Source organism: Synechococcus sp. MU1648, from assembly GCF_023630615.1.
Lineage (GTDB): Bacteria > Cyanobacteriota > Cyanobacteriia > PCC-6307 > Cyanobiaceae > Parasynechococcus.
In genome coordinates, this window is the sequence record NZ_JAKUHI010000001.1 from 267,120 (window position 1) to 283,092 (window position 15,973).

Here is a 15,973-nt window from a genome sequence, read left to right on the forward strand (position 1 = left end):
CTCCTGCCATGTGGAATTCCATAACCATTCATTCATGTTTGCGTTTCAACGCTTCGTAAAGCTGTTTGAAGCATTCGCCAGTCGTTCCGATCCCTCTGTCCGCATGGTTTTGCCCATGGTCTCTTCCTCTCTGGCGTTCAGAATCGCTCTGGCGTTTCTGCTGTCCTTGGGGACCGTTCCGGCGCTGGCCGATTGGCAACCTGTGGAGGAACCGGCGGTCTGGCAGTCGCGTCGGAGCCGCTTGCTGCCAGGTAACGGTTGGATCTTCATGGAAGCGCTGGAGACCCCATCTCTCAAAGCGGCTGAATACATTCGCTCTCCCCAAGCCGTGGACGGTGCTGTCGAGGTGGAGGCGGGATTGTTGATCCAGCGTGGAGGACAAGACCGGTGGACCCACCGAGTTCTGCCGATGCGTGCCAACTGCGCCAGCGGTCAGCTTGAGCAACGCGATTCCGACGGTGCGTGGACTGTCTACCCCGGTCGCGACGGAACTGTGGTTAAGGTCCGCTGGATTTGTGCGTTGCGATGAGTCGGCCTGCTTTTCATTATGAAAAATATGAGCGCTTCGGCGAGTCGCTGACTACAGCACGTCCCTGGAACCGTTCCGCTCTGACCGATGTGGAACGCCTTAACGGCCGTGTGGCCATGCTTGGTTTCGTCGCTGCGGTGGTGCTTGAAAAGCTGACCGGATTGGGAATCTCAGGTCAGCTCGGTGCTGCTTTGCATTGGTACCTGCAGTTGGGTTGATCGATGGCGGTTGTTTCTGTTCTTGAGGACTCCCAACGGTTCAAGTTGGATTCCTCGGATGACGCGATCTTCTATAGCGAGCCCCGCTTTGTTCATCATCTGGATGCCGGTTTTCGGGCTCGACTGACGACCCTCTATCGCGAGCGCATTCCCCCCTGCGCTCAGGTGTTGGATCTGATGAGCAGTTGGGTGAGCCATCTCCCGGAGGATGTCAGTTACGACAAGGTCATCGGCCATGGCCTCAATGGAGATGAACTGAAAGCCAATCCCCGTTTGGATCAGCACTGGGTTCAGAACCTGAACCAGGACCAGACCCTTCCGGTGGAGGCTGATTCGATCGATGCCACCCTCATCGTTGCCGGTTGGCAGTACCTGCAGCAGCCGGAGCCGATCGCTGCTGAGCTGATGAGGATCACCCGCCCCCGTGGTCAGGTGATCGTCGCGTTTTCCAATCGGATGTTCTTCACTAAGGCTCCACAGGTTTGGACCGATGGTGATGACGGCGATCACCTGCGTTACATCGCTGATGTGCTGATGGCACAGGGCTGGCCCCAGCCGGAAATAATTGCCGAAGACACCCGAGCCGAAGGCATGATGGGTTTGTTCGGTGGCAAGGGTGATCCCTTTTTCGCTGTCGTGGCTCAGAAGCCTCTCCACTAATCCCTTCACTTTTCTCGGAATTGAGTGATGGACGTTGGCCTGAATTGCGGCAGCTTGAGGCGAGAACCACAATCTCCATGAGCTTCACCCTTCCGGGTCTTCTCCCCTGGCGGTTCAGGATCGTTTTGATCGGTCAGCAGATTGTTCTTGAGGCTTCTGCAGAGGGTCAACAACTGAGCACGTTTCTTGAACCTGGTGGAAGCCGCATCCGGTGTGGGTACGACCTCATCAATGCCCCGCAATGTGCGTTGATCAAGTGATCAGCACGATCTGATCTTGTCCGGCACGTCTCGCCTGTCCCAGCCCGTTGTTATTTTCGGCGGCTTTCTGATTACCGATGAGGCGTATCGCCCCCTCGCCGATTGGATTCATCAAGCCACCGGCGTTCCAGTGCGCATCGTGCCTGCATCCAGGTGGGATTGGCTGGCAACGAGCTGGGGCTTCGGCTGGTGTCGCCTGTTGGACCGTGTCGATGCCTGTGTGCGCGAGCTTCAGAGCCAGTCTCCGACCGAGCGCGTCACCTTGATCGGTCACAGTTCCGGTGGGGTGATGTTGCGGCCGTATTTGGTCGATCAGACCTTTCTGGGACGCTGCTTCAACGGCGCACCCCGGTGCAACCGCCTGATCACCCTGGGCAGTCCCCATCAGGCTATGCGTGCCACACCGCTAAGGGCGCAGGTGGATCGTGCGTTCCCCGGTTGCCCTGAAGCTGATCAGGTGGATTACGTGGCTGTTGCGGGTCGGCTTGATCCTCTGGGATCAAATGCATCAACCTTTTCAACCCGCACCTCTGCCCGTAGCTATCGCCAGATCATGGGCGACCCGGATTTGGAGGGCGATGGCCTGGTTCCGGTTCAATCGGCTCTGCTGCGGGATGCCCGTTGGATCGAGCTTTCCGATACGGCCCATGGAGGCTTGTTTGGTCAAAGTTGGTATGGCTCGCCGGATCGAATCGACCATTGGTGGTCGCAGCTGGGTGATTGAGCTCCCCGCGGCCTTTTCGCGGCGTCACGCGATCGGGCATTGTGGCGTGCTTCGGGGATCAAGTTGTGCAGGAATTGAAAGGCTTTGGGGGACAGGCCAGCACGTCCAAGCGGAAATCAAGCAAGAAGCGCAAGCCAGGAACGTCGAACCATCGACGTGACCAATGCCCAATGGGGCGCGATCCCGGTCTGGAAGCCATTCAGGCCCGACAGTGCCTTGCCTTGCCGTTGACCGGTCGCTTGACCCTTTCACAGGTGAAGCGGGCCCACAAACTCCTGGCCGTTCAACATCACCCAGACAAAGGGGGGGATCCCGCGCTGATGACGCGTTTCAACACAGCCCGCGATGTGTTGCTTCAGCCAGAGATGGAGCTGCTTGCTGCGTGAGGCCGGTCAGTTGCTACTGCTTCGGCCGAGAACCAACCAGGTGATCAGCATGAGACCACTCAGGCTTACAACGGTGTAAATCCAATCGGCGTACGGCGTCCAGAACAGTCCCGCAACGGGGGCTGTCATCTGTCCCAGACCAGCAGGAGCACGACAAATAACGCACCGAAGACGAGGAAGGGGGTGAGCAGAGTCAGCAGAGACTGTGTTTCGATCGTTCAAGCTGCAGCAAGCGGATCATCCGGCCGTCTGTTTTGATCTGTCAAATCTCTGTCATTCAGTGAGATTCAGGCCAGAGCTCGAGGCCAACCAACGTTCAACGCGATGGAGAAGTGGGATGAACAATCGTCAGCGTCAACTTCTGGTTGTTTTCCTGGCTTCGATGGGTTTTGGTTTGTTGGGTGGCCTGGCTTATCGCGTCACGTCGCAAATGATTAGGCCGGGCAAGATTGATCTGAATCGGGCGTCGCCTGATCAACAGATCAGGCCCGCGGTGAAGGGTGCGCCGTTCCCTGCGGAAAACAGCCGCCCCAAAGGATCCGACTGTGTCGTCCCTCCTGGTGGTGGTCCGCCGGTCACGAAGGAATTCCAGCCCTGTTGATTCCAGCCCTGTTGAATCCATCCTTGCTGCAGGATCTCTGGACAATCTTCAAAAGAAAAAATAAAAAAGTGCCTCCTGGATGCTCGGAATTGTTTCAGTTGTTCTCTCTGATACCGAAATCAATGCGTCTTGCAGAGAATGTTCCCTCTCTTGTTAACCACGTATGAACAGCGACCAGCGACTCAGCTACTTGCACCTGATGAACAAAGCCGCTGAATCTGAAGACAGGCAGAGCTACTTCTACTATCTCAAGCTTGCTGAGGAAGCACTGCAGCGCCAGGACCCTGAAGCTCTCTGGAAGCCTGCAAGCTGATTCATCGAATGATGTTGGCCTTGAAAAACCCGAATCCAAGCCCAAATGATGATGATTTATCGCGATGCAGTGTGACCGCAACATCGAAATTGAGCAGATCGGAGTTTTCGATGTCCTCACGCTTCAGGTGATGAGCATTGTCGGCTTCGAATCGATCGATGATTGAATCGCGATTGGTCTCCAGATAATCCACGACCTGTTTCAGCACATGGTCGCGCCAAGCCTCGCTGGCTTTGTTGCTGACTCGCTCAGACATGGGGGGATTGGAACCTGTCTACAGATTGAACCCAAGCCCGACGTTGACGCGAGTGCCGTAGTTGTATGGACGAACAGGAGCAAGCCAGGGCGCTGGAGCAACGACGACTCTTCGGCGTAAGGGTTCATAGACCGGGGCGTAAGTGCGGTAGTAGGGGCGATAGGTCTGTTTAACCGCCTTGGTGTAGCCCTTCCTGTACCCCTTGTTGTAAGCCTTCTGCTTTTTATGGGAGTGGTGATGGTGATTGTCATGGGCCTGCGCTGCGGGGCTCATGCTGATTCCCATGACGACAACGAGGAGCGCTGCGGTGCTGAGACGTCGTTCGAGCGACACGGTCAATCCATTGACTAAGCCGACCCTATCCAGCCTGAATTGGAAAACCGTTTCAGCATCCCGTTCAAATATGACTGAATGCTCCTCGGGGCTTCCCGATGCTTATTCCGTGTCCGTGCGTTGCTCCAGCACAAAGCGCAAAGCCCACAGTCCGGCATAGGAGCCGGTCAGGAGGAGGAGGATCAGAATCAACACGTCGCATCCTCATTGGAGGATTGTTTTAGCTGAACTGCGTTTGTTCTGTGGATGTAGCAGTTCAATCCACTCCCACCTAGTTCGAATGTCATCGGAGGCAACCTCGGTTCTCCTTTGCTGGGTTGGTTCAAAGCTCCGATTCAGGGCTCAATCTTGTTGTTGTTTAAAGGCTCATTTGTTCATATCTTCCAGTAGCCATACCAGTCGGGATGTGGTGGTGCTTCTTCGATATTTGGGTCAGCTGTCAGTTTCAAATGCCACTGACCATTGCCTTGAATCGGCAGCAGATCATCCAGTGCGCTGTCCATCTGAACACCGTGCAGATCATCCTTGTGAACCTGTTCCAGACCCCTTAGCCAATGCTGGCGAGCCCGCGCTTTTGCGGATGCGGATGAATGCGCCACGATCACTCCGAACGAGTGCTGTTCCGCCATGGACGTGGGGTTATAGGCCCCAAGGTTGATGAACCACAGACGCTGTGCTTGATCAGCAGTGGATGAATCCTGAGCCTGCTCAACAACCTCTACGCAGTGTCCATCGACGTGGTCGATGCAGCGATAGCTGTCGATGTGCAAGCCACGGCGGAGACCGATCCATTCCTGACGCAGGGTCGGCAGCGTGGCCTCGATGGTCTCACCCACCACCCAGCGCACATCGTGTTGCTCGATATGGCACCCCTTGCAACGCCCGCCCAACACCACCAGAAACAGTTTCTTTCCGGTGGTCATCACTTCGCTGTTGACGTTGCTGTTGACGTTGTTTCTGCATGGGCGACGACGGCGCGGCAGTGGGTGATGAATTCCTCGGCGTTCATCGTGCCCTTGGCCTCTTTGGTCTGGTGGCTGAGGATCTCAAATTGGGCGATAGTTTCGTTGCCAACTGGGCAGACCGTCGGACACCGGTTGCCTTCCAGACGTTCACCGTCCAAGGGCAGTCCGTCGTAGGGATCCCTTCCGTCACAACGGTGAAATGCTGCATGGATGGCATCAATAGCCTCCTTCACCTGATAGGTCGCTCCCCGTTTCTTGGCGCGCTTGGTGATTGTTACCGCTGTGCGGTTCAGCAGCCGCTTGTAGGTGTCTGCGTCGATGTTGAGCCAGGTGGGTGGTGAAACAGTCATCGGATGGCTCCTCATGCCAGCCCTCAGCCGTTCCTGGTGCTCAGACCTTTTCAAGCCAGCCCATAAACAACCGCTTGATCTCCTCTTCGTTCGTTACCCGCTCACTCAGAGAGGCGGTCACAGCGCCTGGATATTCACGCTGAACAATCTGTTCAGCCTCATAGGCATCTCTTGCTTCCACAGGCTTGAACCCAGCTCCAACGCCCACTGGAGAGCAATAAAAGACGGGGAAACGACTCATCAGCTCGGTGGTTGAAACCTCCAACCGATAGCAACGATCTTGCGATGGGAGTCTCAGCCAATAACAAAGGAGCAGGCCCCTCAGCTCGCCCCTCCACGACGCATGAGAGGGACCACTGCCAACGCTTTGCACCGCCCACGCTTGGGTTCCCTCACCTGCATCACCCTTGTCCAGGGTTTTTTCTTAAGTCCTGAGCATCAACTCCTTCAGATCAATAGGTTGAGTGCACTCTGCTAAGAAGCTTTGGCTTTTGACTCTGGAGATAAGACAGACAGGTTCATTGCAGCAGCCAAGTCACGTGCGGAAGCTGCGCTGAATGAGTCTGCACCAAAACTCACGGCCCTCGAGAAAGGCATGCTCGAGTCCATGCGACAGGGAGGTAGGCCCGTAAGGCACCGCTGATCTCAGCGCATCAGTAGCCAAACGGCCAAACCTCCTAAACCAAACCCTTTGAAGAACTGAGCCCAAGTCAGGCCGTAGGTGTCGAGTGAGAAGGTTCTCATCATCAGGTTCAGAACCTCTTTGTGCTTCCGGATCAGAAGCGAGCTGTTTGCAGTGTTCAGCTGCGGAACTTGCTTGAGTTTGATCTCCCCGAGCTTTTGCACCTTTGGTGATCCGGTTCGACGCGGACTTTAGGGACCTTCTTCAAGCTTCACTGCCTCACCCCAGGCCGGATCCTTCAAGCGCTTGCCGCCTTGGCCCTGAGATAAGGCGCTAGGTACGCCACCTCCACAATCGGACAAATAGCCCCAGGAGGCAATGAGCACGACAGCTGATTGCCTGATGCTCCACCAGTGACGAGAGTATGTGCATCGAGATCGGAGGAGCCCATGACGGCCGACACTCCACCTGAGCAAACCGCAGAAGCAGCCTGACTTTTTTGGCCCCTGCTCCAACTTTTCAACCCAAACGTGAGCACTTCGTCTGTGACGACACTGTTGGTCGTCTGATCAGTCGACACTCCTCTGCACCGTGCGTAGGTGCCCCGTAGGAGTTCCGCTTCACACCTGGTTCAAATGGCCCCAGGGTTGCTACAAGCCAGACGCTTCGACCTTCTTTTTTCAGTTCACTGTCGTTCGACTGAGCATCTCGCTTCACGGAACCAGCATCACTGATTAGGTCGACTGCAATGCATAAACGAGCGAGCTAGGCCGTCTTTCCATCGGGGAGGGCGGCCTTCCTCTTTGTGCTTGATGATGGCTTGGAGTTTTCTGCTCAGGGAGTGATGGAACAACAGAACAAGGACAAGGACTATTGGATTGACGAGATCGCTTTTCTCGAGTCGCGTTTAAACGGCAGCCAAGGTGACATCGATAACGATGATCGTGCTGCTTGCGAGGAAGCCTTAAAAGCTGCAAGGGAAAAGCTGGCCTCTTTTCGTTAGGTCAGCTCCCCTGTGCCCCATGGCCATGAATGCCTGTGAAGTTCATCAATCTGGCGACCCTCCTGTGATCAGCACGAGTTGCTTCAAACGATTTTTCAAAGCATCAGGTGAGGGCTCACTGACCTCGTGATTCATCACCGCTCCTTAGGCACAACATGAGTGGACACTTCATTTGAACCTCCCCCTCCAGGGAGGTTTTTTCTTAGGGACGAACAATGAAGCTGATGCTGCTGCTTGTACTGGGAACGATCGCTCTAGGCACAGCCCTGGGAATGTCGTACCCGGTGATGTGATCGAGACATGGGTGACGGAAGCGAGCCATAGGAGTGTTCAACCCATTCCTGTCCTGGTGGGCTTGCCTCTCAACCCTTCATCACATCAAGGGTTCAAGCATGAACAAACAAATGCGCTATGCCCTTTTTTCTTCAGGAAGGGAGGCGTCCCTCTTTGGCGTTGCGCTGTCGTTAAGGGCTCGTTCCAAGTGATCGACATGACGTTCTAGGGCGACGACTTTCTTCTCCAGCTCTTGCTCGCGGATATGTTCAGCATCATCAAGGTGCTGACGGCCCCCGTTCATCATTTCCGTATAGGTCAGGGCTCTGGGCTTCGTTGGTTCAGTCATCAGTTCTGTAGTGCCAGGGCTCGCTCTTCCAATGCATTGGGCTGCAGCTTGATCATGCTGATGGGTTGAGCCTCACGGCGTAGGCAGCCGTAATCGTTTGCAGCTCATCGTTATTCCACATGCCGGTTATTCCACATCCCGTTCACTTGTACGCAAAATGCCTGCCCTTGGTCACCCTTCGATCAAGCCGCTGAGTGGTCTGCGGTTTCTTGGAAAGCTTTCTCCTGCAGTTGTTGGACTGCACAGATGGCTTCGTGAGCAGGCCACCCATGGCGTTTCATCAGCTCCTCAACCAGGTAGTCAGGCGAGTTTGAGATTCGTGCATTTAATTCAGCCACTGCCCTGTTATCACGCGCTAAAGCAGAGAGCCGAAGTGATCGGAGTTGTCGAGCATTCGGCTGTTTCATCCCTACACTCTGCACGTTGGTGGCTCGATGCCTTGGGGTGCCTCGACCTCTGATGTTGCCACAGGCGCTCAGAACAGCTGCAGTGACTTCGTTCTGCCCGCTTCCAGGTGCTGCGATCCATCGATACAGCCCTTCACTGCAACTGCAGAAGCAGTCTTCAAAGCACCGATTCAGACACCCCTAGCGCATTGCTCGTTGATCACTATCCCTCCTTGCGGAGTGCCTCATCTCGCATCCGCTGAACCCGCTCCAAAACGGATTCATTGCTCATCCTGTTGTTGAGGCGTTCCACAAGCAGTGGAAATGCCAGCGGGCTGGGCCTCGGGGTTTCAACGTGCAGCCATTCCTGGCTCGCAGCACGCTCCAAGGCTGCCTCCAGTCGAGAGATCTCTAACTGGTCGTTGAGCACCTCCTGTTGTGCCTGCAGCAGCAACCTGTTTTGTGGTTCATGGCGGGTGAACACATCGAAGAGCAGTGACGCACTGATTTGAAGCTGCCCCGTGCTCTTGCTTGATCCGGGGAATCCTCGGTTCATCAGGCCAGCGATCTGGGCAATGGCTCGGAAGCGTCGCCGTTGCAGCTCGGAAAGATTCAGGGCGTTTTTCAGATCGTGCTCCAGCTTTTGTCGATCGAGTAGCAGATCGATGTGGTCTTCCAGCAACTCCGCCATGGGGTAGCTCTTCGGTGCCAACAGTTCAAAGCCGTAGTCGTTGACCGACACCGTGATGGTGCCGCGTTCCAGACGGGTCAGCCGCGAAGCCCAGAGAAAGCCGATGCCTTCATGCACGAACCGACCTTCAAAGGGGTATGCGAAGAGATGCGTTCCCTCCCGGGTGCGACAGGTTTCGATCAATAGTTGTCCAACCGTTGGGAGCACGGAGAGGTCCTGTTGCCGTCCAAACAGTGGCTTTAAAGCCTGTAGTTCAGCGGTGTCGAGATCCCCGCTGCTGGCGCGGTCCACCTCCAGCCGCAGGTGATGGGTGAGCAGATCGGAGAGCGCCATCTGCCCCCCAGCCCAGGCGGGAACCGTGCGCGTTTTCTTCGTACTCACCTTCACGTAGGCGGTCATGTCCCGCAGGCGAACAAATTCCAGCTGGCGTCCGGAGAAGAAGAACACATCTTTCGGTTTCAGCTGGCTGATGAAGGTCTCCTCCACATGGCCGAGCACGGCACCACGCACAAACCGCACCGTGATCGCCGGTGCAGCCGTGATCGTTCCGACGTTGAGACGGTGCAGGCGTGCGATGGCACTTTCTCGAACCCGGTATCGCTGGCTGCTCTCCTCCCACTCAAGCTTGCGGTACCGGGGATAGGCCCCGAGGCACTCCCCGCCCTGCTCCAGAAACAACATGCACCAGTCCCAGTCGTGTTGGCTCAGATCGGCGTAGGCCGCACAGCTCCGCACGGCTTGCAAGGTCTGATCGGGATTGAAGCCAGGGCCGCAGGCCAACCCTGTGAGGTGCTGCAGCAGCACATCCAGAGGAGCTGTGGGAGGTTTGCGTTGTTCCACTAGACCTTCCGCGAGTCCTCGACGCACAGCACTGAGCTCGAGCAGTTCCAGGGCATTGGTGGGCATGAACAGCACCTGGGATGTTCCGCCGGGCAAGTGGGCTGATCGCCCCGCCCGCTGCAGCAGTCGCGCCAGATTCTTGGGGCTTCCGATCTGCACCACCTGTTCGACGGGTTGGAAGTCCACCCCCAGATCAAGAGAGCTGGTGCACACCACCCAACGGATGCTGCCGGCTTTCACGGCGGCCTCGATGGCTTCACGTTCGCTGCGATCGATGGCGCTGTGGTGAAGGGCCAACCCCTCCTCCATTTCCGGACAGGCAAAGCGCAGACACTGGTGCCAACGTTCTGACTGATTGCGGGTGTTGGTGAACAGCAAGGTGCTGATCCCGGGATTGAGGCGGGCCACCAGCTCTTCGTACATCCGCAACCCGAGGTGCCCGGCCCAGGGGAAGCCATCGATCGTTTCCGGGAGGATGCTCTGAATCTCCGTACCGCGGGCCGGGGCTCCTCCGATCAGCTGCGGTTCAGCTGTCGTTCCCAGAGCGTGGCGAGCAGCCTGATCGATGTTGCCGATGGTGGCACTGATCGCCCAGGTCTGGAGCTGAGGGCGGTGCTGCCGCAACCAGCTCAGATTTAGCTCCGTCTGGCTGCCCCTTTTGCTGCCCATTAATTCGTGCCATTCGTCGAGGATCACCGTCTGGAGCTGACCGAAAAGCTCTTCAGCTTTGGCATTACTGAGCAGGAGAGCCAGGGATTCCGGTGTTGTGACCAGAATCTGTGGTGGTGCCTTGAGTTGTTTGGTGCGTTCGCTGCTGCTGCTGTCGCCGTTGCGGATGCCCACCCGAATCGGCCAACCCATCGCCTCGATCGGTTCGCGGATCGCCAGAGACAAGTCGCGGCTTAAGGCGCGCAAGGGCGTGATGTACAGCAGACGTATTCCCTTCAATGGCTGGTCGTCCGCCAACATCCGCGCGATGGGTCCCATGACGGCGGCGAAGGTTTTGCCGGACCCTGTGGGCACTTGAATCAATCCATTCCGCCCCGCCAGATAGGCGCTCCAGGTCTCTTGCTGGAACGGGAGAGGGGTCCAGTTTTTGTGGGCGAACCAGGCCTTGATTGGGCTCAACCGTGGGTCGCTGGCGTTTGGCTTGCTCTCGGAACGTGCCATCAGCGGTTCTGGATCAAAGCCATCGCGGTTTGCAGCGAATCCGCTTCCTCTGCGGGTTTGTCGCGGCGCCAGCGCAGGATTCGCGGGAACCGCACAGCGATTCCCGATTTGTGGCGTTTTGACGGGTGGATGCCCTCAAAGCCGATTTCAAACACCAATTCTGTTTTGAGCGATCGCGCCGGGCCGAAGCGTTGCACTGTGTTCCGACGGATCCACCGGTCGAGCTCAAGGATTTCGGCATCGTTCAGGCCGGAATAGGCCTTGGCGAAGGTCACCAGCTGCGGCTCAGCCGTGTTGGTCCAGAGGCCGAAGGTGTAATCGGTGAACAGATTGGCCCGACGTCCACTCCCTGCCTGGGCATAGATGAGCACCGCGTCGAGCGTCATCGGCTCGAGTTTGTGTTTCCACCAATGGCCGCGTTTTCGTCCGCTCAGATAAGGCGCCTCCACGTGTTTGAGCATCAGCCCTTCGGCGTTGTGCTGACGGGCCTGGTTGCGTTGTTGATCCAGCTCCTCCCAGGTGTCGATCGACCAGGACCGGCTCTGCTGCAACCGCCACGATTCGGGATGCTCGATGTTGCCGAGCAAGTCAGCCAGCTGATTCTGGCGCTGCCTCAATGCCTGCTGGCGAATGTCGATGCCCTGATGTTCCAGTAGGTCGTAGGCGATGAATCGCATCGGACATTCCCTTTTCAACCCCGCTCCAACGGTTTTGCGGCCGAGACGTCGTTGCAGCTGATCGAAGCCAAGCGGTGTTGCCTCGTTCTGCTGCCAGCAGATCAGTTCACCGTCCAGAACGCTTCCGGAGGGCAAGGCCTGGGCGACATCCACTAGTTCAGGGAAGCTGTCGTTAACCAACTCTTCCCCACGACTCCAGAGATAGATCCCTGCCCCGCGATGAATCAGTTGACCGCGGATTCCATCCCATTTCCACTCCAGTTTCCAATCGTTCACCGATGTCTCCCGAAGCCGTTCGGGCTCCAGGGGACTGGCGAGATAAAAGGGGTATGGCGTGCCACTGGAGCGGTGCTCATCCGGCGTCGCTGTTGCGGTGAGTTGAACGAATCGTTCAGCGGAGGGCTCAAACCCGCCCATCAGCCGTTGCACTACCAGTGTTTCTTCGAGATCAAACGCCTCGGCAATGGCGCGGCTGATCAGTCCCGTCGACACGCCGACACGGAACCCCCCTGTGAGCAACTTATTGACGATGAAGTGCTGGTCGAGCGGGATCCTGTGCCAGAGCCAAATCACCGCATTGGCCTGATCGTCGTCGCTTCTGGTGCTGATGGCCGGCAGCAGGGTTTCCATCCACCAGCTGAGGGGCATGTCCCCCTCACCGCTTGGAAGGCCTGGATCCGTGGCTTCAATGCGCTCTTGCACGGCGGGCCAGAGCAGGCTGATGGTTTCAGCTGAGTCGCCCACTTGGCCGTAGCAGTCGTCGATCAGCCAATCCGGAAGACCGCCGCGGTCGCGCAGGATGTCGCGGAGGCGGCGACCGGTGATCAAGCGGCGGCGGCGTTTGCCCAACAGGAGCGTTAACGCCCAAGCCGCTTCCCCTGGATCGACCTCCTGAAAGTGATCCACCAGCGCCTGCACCTTGGCCTTGGTGCCCGTGACCTGATCCAGCTGATTGAACAAGTCCTGAAAGGCACGCATGCGCGCTTGAACGGGGTGCGTCAACAGTCCCGCCATCCTGACAAGACATTTTGTGAGCAGAGATGGAAATCCGGTGGAGACCTGTGTTGATCTGAGCGACAGCTTTTTGGATCAGCCGGATGGCACTCCTCTGGGACAACCTGGCGCAACAACTCAGCAACGTGCGCGCTAGCGCCTCAGCGACGGCCGTCGTGACCCCCGTGCCCGGCTCTGGCACTTCGGATGATCCTTCCGATCGCAGGCGTCGGATGCAGAAGGCGCTTGAGGCGATCAAAGACAGCGGCAACGCAATGATGATCGAGTCGCTCAATGCCGCCATCGAAGGCCGTGAAGCGAACCTGAACCTTCCCGAGCTGCCTGACGGCATCGCCAAGTTCTAATCGGACTCGCCTTCGAACAAGGTCTCCAGCGGTTCCGCATCCACACCCTCCACCTCTCGCAGGTAACGGGCCAGAACGTCGCTCTGCCCATGGGTGACGTAAACCTTGCGGGCGCCGCTGTCGCGAACGGTCTGGAGCAATCCGGGCCAGTCGGCATGGTCACTGAGCACGAACCCTCGCTCGTAACCCCGGCGTCTCCGGGCTCCGCGCACGGCCATCCAACCGGAGGCAAAGGCGGTTTGGGGTGACTTGAAGCGGCGCATCCAGCTGGAGCGATGGGCCGATGGCGGCGCCAGGATCAATCGCCCATGGAGAGGATCCTTGCGGGGCAGTTCACTGACGGGACGACTGGGGGTCATCGGAACCCCCGCCTCGCGGTAGTGACGGGTCACGGTCTCCACGGCGCCGTGCAGCAGCACTTCCTCCTCCACGCCAATGGCCTTGAGTTCGGCCAGCAAGCGTTGGGCCTTGCCGAAGGCGTAGCAGAACAGCAGTGATGGCCTGCTGCGATCACTGGTCCACCAGGCATGGATGGCCTGGGCCACCTGGGCACCGCTCTGCCAGCGATAGATCGGCATCCCGAAGGTGGCTTCGGTGATCAGCACATCGCAGCGCACCGGTTCAAAGGGATCGCAGCTGGGGTCGTCATCGCGCTTGTAATCACCGCTGACCAGCCACACTTCACCCTCGGATTCCAGGCGGATCTGCGCTGAGCCGAGCACGTGTCCGGCACTGTGAAACGACACCTTGCACTGGCCGAGCCAGAGTTCTTCGCCGAAGGCCACCGGGTGAAGCGTGATGTCTTGTCCGAGCCTCTGGCGAAGAACCCCTTCACTGGACGCCACAGCCCAGTACTCCCCGCATCCGGGCCTTGCATGATCGGCATGGGCGTGGGTGATCAGAGCCCTGGGGACTGGGCGCCATGGGTCGACCCATGCCTTCGCTGCTCGGCAGTACAACCCTTCAGGCGTGCGTTCGATCAAGCTCCGCTGCTGATCGCTGCAGACAGTCTGAAAGCCCCGTAGCTTTACCGCGTTTTCTTGCACTGCGATGAAGCTCTTCGTTGCCGCTCTGTTCGCCTCAGCCCTGGCTGTTCCCAGTTCCGCCCTGGCCCAAAAGAAGATTCCAAAAGCGCAAGGTCACAATCAATGCCCCCTGGGTTACGTCAACACCTTGGGCACCACCTGTGTGTCACCGATCTATTACGAGATGATGCCCACCAACGGTGAAGCCTGCCCTTCCGGATGGATGAATGTTGGCGCTGGTTATTGCCGTAAGAAGTAATCAATTCTGTTGGAGTGGTTTCAGACCACTCCAGCGTTCGAGGGTGTTGATCGACTGAACACCCTCGAGCCGCGTTGATTCAGGTCGTGTCCAGGTAGGGATCGATTGAATTCCGGCATCCCGGCATTGGCTCACCTGCTTTGGATACTTGTCGGGCAGACCGCACTCCACGTAATTCAGTCGTCCTCCGGCATGTTTGCCGAAGAGTTTCATCTGCTCCTTGCAGGCTGGGCACCAATGCGCCCCAAAAAACTTGGCGCCAACCGTATTGAGGTGGTCGGCCAATTTAATTGTTTGTGGTGTGGATTCCGTAGCGGGTTGAGGGATTGGTTGATTCCAGGGTTGTGCAACCACCTTCAGGCTCGAACCCCCCGCGACGAGAGCCAGACCGGCCAAGACGTCGATGCCCCATACACGGCTCACAGGACGCTCCTCAAAACAATGTTTTAGGGCTCGAAAATCTATTCCAATCCCATGGATTGGACGTCGCAAGCAGTGTCAACCTCTCGGGCAAGCTGCTTGAGATCACCGTCGATGTAGCTGACTCCAGTCCGAGGTCCGCCCGATCGGAGTTTCAACTGCTTGCCTGTGGCGATGGAGTAGGTCGCCTTGAGTTGATCCACATTTTTTGTGCCTCGTGCCCATTCCTCACAGAGGAACGCCTTTCTCTCTTGCTCGCTCATGGTTGAGCAGGCTGCGAGGAGCACCGCCATGCCCAGTCCACACCATTGCTGAAAATCTTTGATGGTCGCCTGATCCGGTTTCACCGGCTCATCTCAAGCATGCGCTGCATGGGTTTCAGGGCCTTCAGGCGCACGGTTTCATCCATGTCGATTGCAGGCGTCAGGGTCTCCAGGCAGGCCTTCAGTTTCTCAAGGGTGTTGAGCCGCATGTAAGGGCAGGCATTGCAGCTGCAGCCATCCAGCCCAGGGACGTCGAGCAGCGTCTTCTCGGGCACCCGTTGCTGCATCTGATGCAGGATCCCCGGTTCCGTCAGAACGATGAAACTGTCTGAGGCACTTTGTTCTGTGTAGTTCAAGAGTTTGCTGGTGGAGCCAATGAAGTCCGCCAGGTCCAGCAGGTTCTGCTGGCATTCGGGATGGGCGATGACTTCAGCCGAGGGATGTTCGTGCTTGAGCGCAAGCACGGCTTCTTCGCTGAATGTTTCGTGGACGATGCAGCGTCCCGGCCAGAGGGTCAGCTCGCGACCGCTCTGTTGCTGCACCCAGCGCCCCAGGTTTTGATCTGGTGCGAACAGAACCGGCTGATCCGTTGGTAGTTGATTGACCAGATCCACGGCATTGCTGCTGGTGCAGATCAGATCGCTCTGCGCTTTCACTGCTGCCGTGCAGTTGATGTAACTCACCACGAAGTGATCGGGGTGATTCGAACGAAACCGGGCGAAGTCGTCTGCTGGGCAGTCATCCGCCAGGGAGCAACCAGCATCCAAATCCGGCAGAACCACCGTTTTTTCTGGGCTGAGAATCTTGGCGGTCTCTGCCATGAAATGCACACCGCAGAACACGATCACATCTGCGTTGGTGCTGGCAGCTTGTCGTGATAGTTCCAGTGAGTCGCCAACGAAATCGGCGATGTCTTGAATCTCCGGTTCCTGGTAGTAATGCGCCAGGATCACGGCATTGCGGTCTTCGCGAAGCCGGTTGATCGCCGCAACAAGGGCGGTGTCAGCGCTCATCAGGACCGGTTCGGGGCAGGATGAACACA

At 57.5% G+C, this 15,973-nt stretch carries 25 protein-coding genes; 11 read left to right on the top strand and 14 right to left on the bottom strand.

The features are described 5' to 3' along the window. Window positions 1-115: 115 nt before the first annotated feature. From NCN06_RS01715 to NCN06_RS01740, 6 genes are all read left to right on the top strand, one after another. Window positions 116-529, top strand: a complete 414-nt coding sequence (locus NCN06_RS01715) for a hypothetical protein (protein WP_226422523.1) — start codon at window positions 116-118, stop codon at window positions 527-529. Next, window positions 526-747 carry a chlorophyll a/b-binding protein gene (locus NCN06_RS01720; RefSeq protein WP_115021942.1) on the top strand — a complete coding sequence of 74 codons (222 nt, stop codon included), beginning with the start codon at window positions 526-528 and terminating at the stop codon, window positions 745-747. Before NCN06_RS01715 ends, NCN06_RS01720 begins: the two co-directional genes overlap by 4 nt. A gap of 3 nt (window positions 748-750) precedes the next feature. Continuing rightward, window positions 751-1,407 (top strand): methyltransferase domain-containing protein, encoded by a 657-nt coding sequence (locus NCN06_RS01725; protein ID WP_226422524.1) that lies wholly within the window; start codon window positions 751-753, stop codon window positions 1,405-1,407. A 77-nt stretch (window positions 1,408-1,484) separates the two neighbouring features. Next, entirely contained in the window at window positions 1,485-1,667 is a 183-nt protein-coding gene (locus NCN06_RS01730) for a hypothetical protein (protein ID WP_226422525.1), read from the top strand. 16 nt (window positions 1,668-1,683) lie between these two features. After that, a complete protein-coding gene (locus NCN06_RS01735; RefSeq protein ID WP_250398585.1) occupies window positions 1,684-2,391 on the top strand; it encodes an esterase/lipase family protein in 708 nt (235 codons plus the stop codon). A gap of 170 nt (window positions 2,392-2,561) precedes the next feature. Next, a complete protein-coding gene (locus NCN06_RS01740) occupies window positions 2,562-2,777 on the top strand; it encodes a hypothetical protein (RefSeq protein ID WP_350223173.1) in 216 nt (71 codons plus the stop codon). 6 nt (window positions 2,778-2,783) lie between these two features. Here the strand turns inward: NCN06_RS01740 and NCN06_RS12760 are convergent, their stop codons facing one another. Further along, window positions 2,784-2,906, bottom strand: a complete 123-nt coding sequence (locus NCN06_RS12760) for a hypothetical protein (RefSeq protein WP_255613912.1) — start codon at window positions 2,904-2,906, stop codon at window positions 2,784-2,786. Between the two features lie 208 nt (window positions 2,907-3,114). On the opposite strand from NCN06_RS12760, the gene NCN06_RS01745 reads away from it, so the two are divergent. Both NCN06_RS01745 and NCN06_RS01750 read left to right on the top strand, forming a co-directional pair. Further along, window positions 3,115-3,378, top strand: a complete 264-nt coding sequence (locus tag NCN06_RS01745) for a hypothetical protein (protein ID WP_226422526.1) — start codon at window positions 3,115-3,117, stop codon at window positions 3,376-3,378. A 163-nt stretch (window positions 3,379-3,541) separates the two neighbouring features. Next, on the top strand, window positions 3,542-3,691 hold the full coding sequence (locus NCN06_RS01750) for a hypothetical protein (RefSeq protein ID WP_226398526.1): 150 nt from the start codon (window positions 3,542-3,544) through the stop codon (window positions 3,689-3,691). A gap of 1 nt (window position 3,692) precedes the next feature. Here NCN06_RS01750 and NCN06_RS01755 read toward each other — a convergent pair whose 3' ends face one another. From NCN06_RS01755 to NCN06_RS01780, 6 genes are all read right to left on the bottom strand, one after another. Beyond that, the gene (locus tag NCN06_RS01755; protein ID WP_115021947.1) at window positions 3,693-3,947 is read right to left on the bottom strand and encodes a hypothetical protein; all 255 of its coding nucleotides are present in this window, start codon (window positions 3,945-3,947) and stop codon (window positions 3,693-3,695) included. Window positions 3,948-3,965: 18 nt separating this feature from the next. Further along, window positions 3,966-4,280: a hypothetical protein gene (locus tag NCN06_RS01760; RefSeq protein WP_136987693.1), complete on the bottom strand. Its 315-nt coding sequence runs from the start codon at window positions 4,278-4,280 to the stop codon at window positions 3,966-3,968. Between the two features lie 374 nt (window positions 4,281-4,654). Beyond that, window positions 4,655-5,203 carry a DUF1543 domain-containing protein gene (locus NCN06_RS01765; protein WP_226422528.1) on the bottom strand — a complete coding sequence of 183 codons (549 nt, stop codon included), beginning with the start codon at window positions 5,201-5,203 and terminating at the stop codon, window positions 4,655-4,657. Continuing rightward, window positions 5,203-5,595, bottom strand: a complete 393-nt coding sequence (locus tag NCN06_RS01770) for a hypothetical protein (protein WP_226422529.1) — start codon at window positions 5,593-5,595, stop codon at window positions 5,203-5,205. The genes NCN06_RS01765 and NCN06_RS01770 overlap by 1 nt, the downstream gene beginning before the upstream one ends. Before the next feature lie 40 nt (window positions 5,596-5,635). After that, a complete protein-coding gene (locus NCN06_RS01775; protein WP_226422530.1) occupies window positions 5,636-5,836 on the bottom strand; it encodes a hypothetical protein in 201 nt (66 codons plus the stop codon). 404 nt (window positions 5,837-6,240) lie between these two features. Continuing rightward, window positions 6,241-6,441 carry a hypothetical protein gene (locus NCN06_RS01780; protein ID WP_115021953.1) on the bottom strand — a complete coding sequence of 67 codons (201 nt, stop codon included), beginning with the start codon at window positions 6,439-6,441 and terminating at the stop codon, window positions 6,241-6,243. 596 nt (window positions 6,442-7,037) lie between these two features. Here NCN06_RS01780 and NCN06_RS01785 point away from each other — a divergent pair. Then, window positions 7,038-7,220, top strand: coding sequence for a hypothetical protein (locus tag NCN06_RS01785; protein ID WP_226398522.1), 183 nt, complete (start codon window positions 7,038-7,040; stop codon window positions 7,218-7,220). A gap of 409 nt (window positions 7,221-7,629) precedes the next feature. Here NCN06_RS01785 and NCN06_RS01790 read toward each other — a convergent pair whose 3' ends face one another. The 3 genes from NCN06_RS01790 to NCN06_RS01800 all read right to left on the bottom strand — a co-directional run bounded on the left by NCN06_RS01790 (window position 7,630) and on the right by NCN06_RS01800 (window position 12,584). After that, window positions 7,630-7,842 carry a hypothetical protein gene (locus NCN06_RS01790; protein ID WP_226398521.1) on the bottom strand — a complete coding sequence of 71 codons (213 nt, stop codon included), beginning with the start codon at window positions 7,840-7,842 and terminating at the stop codon, window positions 7,630-7,632. 609 nt (window positions 7,843-8,451) lie between these two features. After that, on the bottom strand, window positions 8,452-10,929 hold the full coding sequence (locus NCN06_RS01795; protein WP_250398586.1) for a ligase-associated DNA damage response DEXH box helicase: 2,478 nt from the start codon (window positions 10,927-10,929) through the stop codon (window positions 8,452-8,454). Next, complete coding sequence (locus NCN06_RS01800; RefSeq protein WP_226398519.1) at window positions 10,929-12,584, bottom strand: ATP-dependent DNA ligase; 1,656 nt, start codon at window positions 12,582-12,584, stop codon at window positions 10,929-10,931. The genes NCN06_RS01795 and NCN06_RS01800 overlap by 1 nt, the downstream gene beginning before the upstream one ends. 119 nt (window positions 12,585-12,703) lie before the next feature. Here NCN06_RS01800 and NCN06_RS01805 point away from each other — a divergent pair, with 119 nt between their 5' ends. Next, window positions 12,704-12,964, top strand: a complete 261-nt coding sequence (locus NCN06_RS01805) for a hypothetical protein (RefSeq protein ID WP_226398518.1) — start codon at window positions 12,704-12,706, stop codon at window positions 12,962-12,964. Here the strand turns inward: NCN06_RS01805 and NCN06_RS01810 are convergent. Next, the gene (locus NCN06_RS01810; RefSeq protein ID WP_226398517.1) at window positions 12,961-13,947 is read right to left on the bottom strand and encodes a ligase-associated DNA damage response exonuclease; all 987 of its coding nucleotides are present in this window, start codon (window positions 13,945-13,947) and stop codon (window positions 12,961-12,963) included. The genes NCN06_RS01805 and NCN06_RS01810 overlap by 4 nt on opposite strands. Before the next feature lie 67 nt (window positions 13,948-14,014). Here NCN06_RS01810 and NCN06_RS01815 point away from each other — a divergent pair, with 67 nt between their 5' ends. Further along, window positions 14,015-14,248: a hypothetical protein gene (locus NCN06_RS01815; RefSeq protein WP_226398516.1), complete on the top strand. Its 234-nt coding sequence runs from the start codon at window positions 14,015-14,017 to the stop codon at window positions 14,246-14,248. Here the strand turns inward: NCN06_RS01815 and NCN06_RS01820 are convergent, their stop codons facing one another. From NCN06_RS01820 to nadA, 3 genes are read right to left on the bottom strand one after another with little or no spacing between them, the layout of a single operon-like run. Continuing rightward, complete coding sequence (locus NCN06_RS01820) at window positions 14,249-14,671, bottom strand: YbbN family protein (RefSeq protein WP_226398515.1); 423 nt, start codon at window positions 14,669-14,671, stop codon at window positions 14,249-14,251. 38 nt (window positions 14,672-14,709) lie between these two features. Continuing rightward, entirely contained in the window at window positions 14,710-15,015 is a 306-nt protein-coding gene (locus NCN06_RS01825) for a hypothetical protein (protein ID WP_226398514.1), read from the bottom strand. Further along, window positions 15,012-15,944 (bottom strand): quinolinate synthase NadA, encoded by a 933-nt coding sequence (gene nadA / locus NCN06_RS01830; protein WP_250398587.1) that lies wholly within the window; start codon window positions 15,942-15,944, stop codon window positions 15,012-15,014. The genes NCN06_RS01825 and nadA overlap by 4 nt, the downstream gene beginning before the upstream one ends. Between the last annotated feature and the right edge of the window lie 29 nt (window positions 15,945-15,973).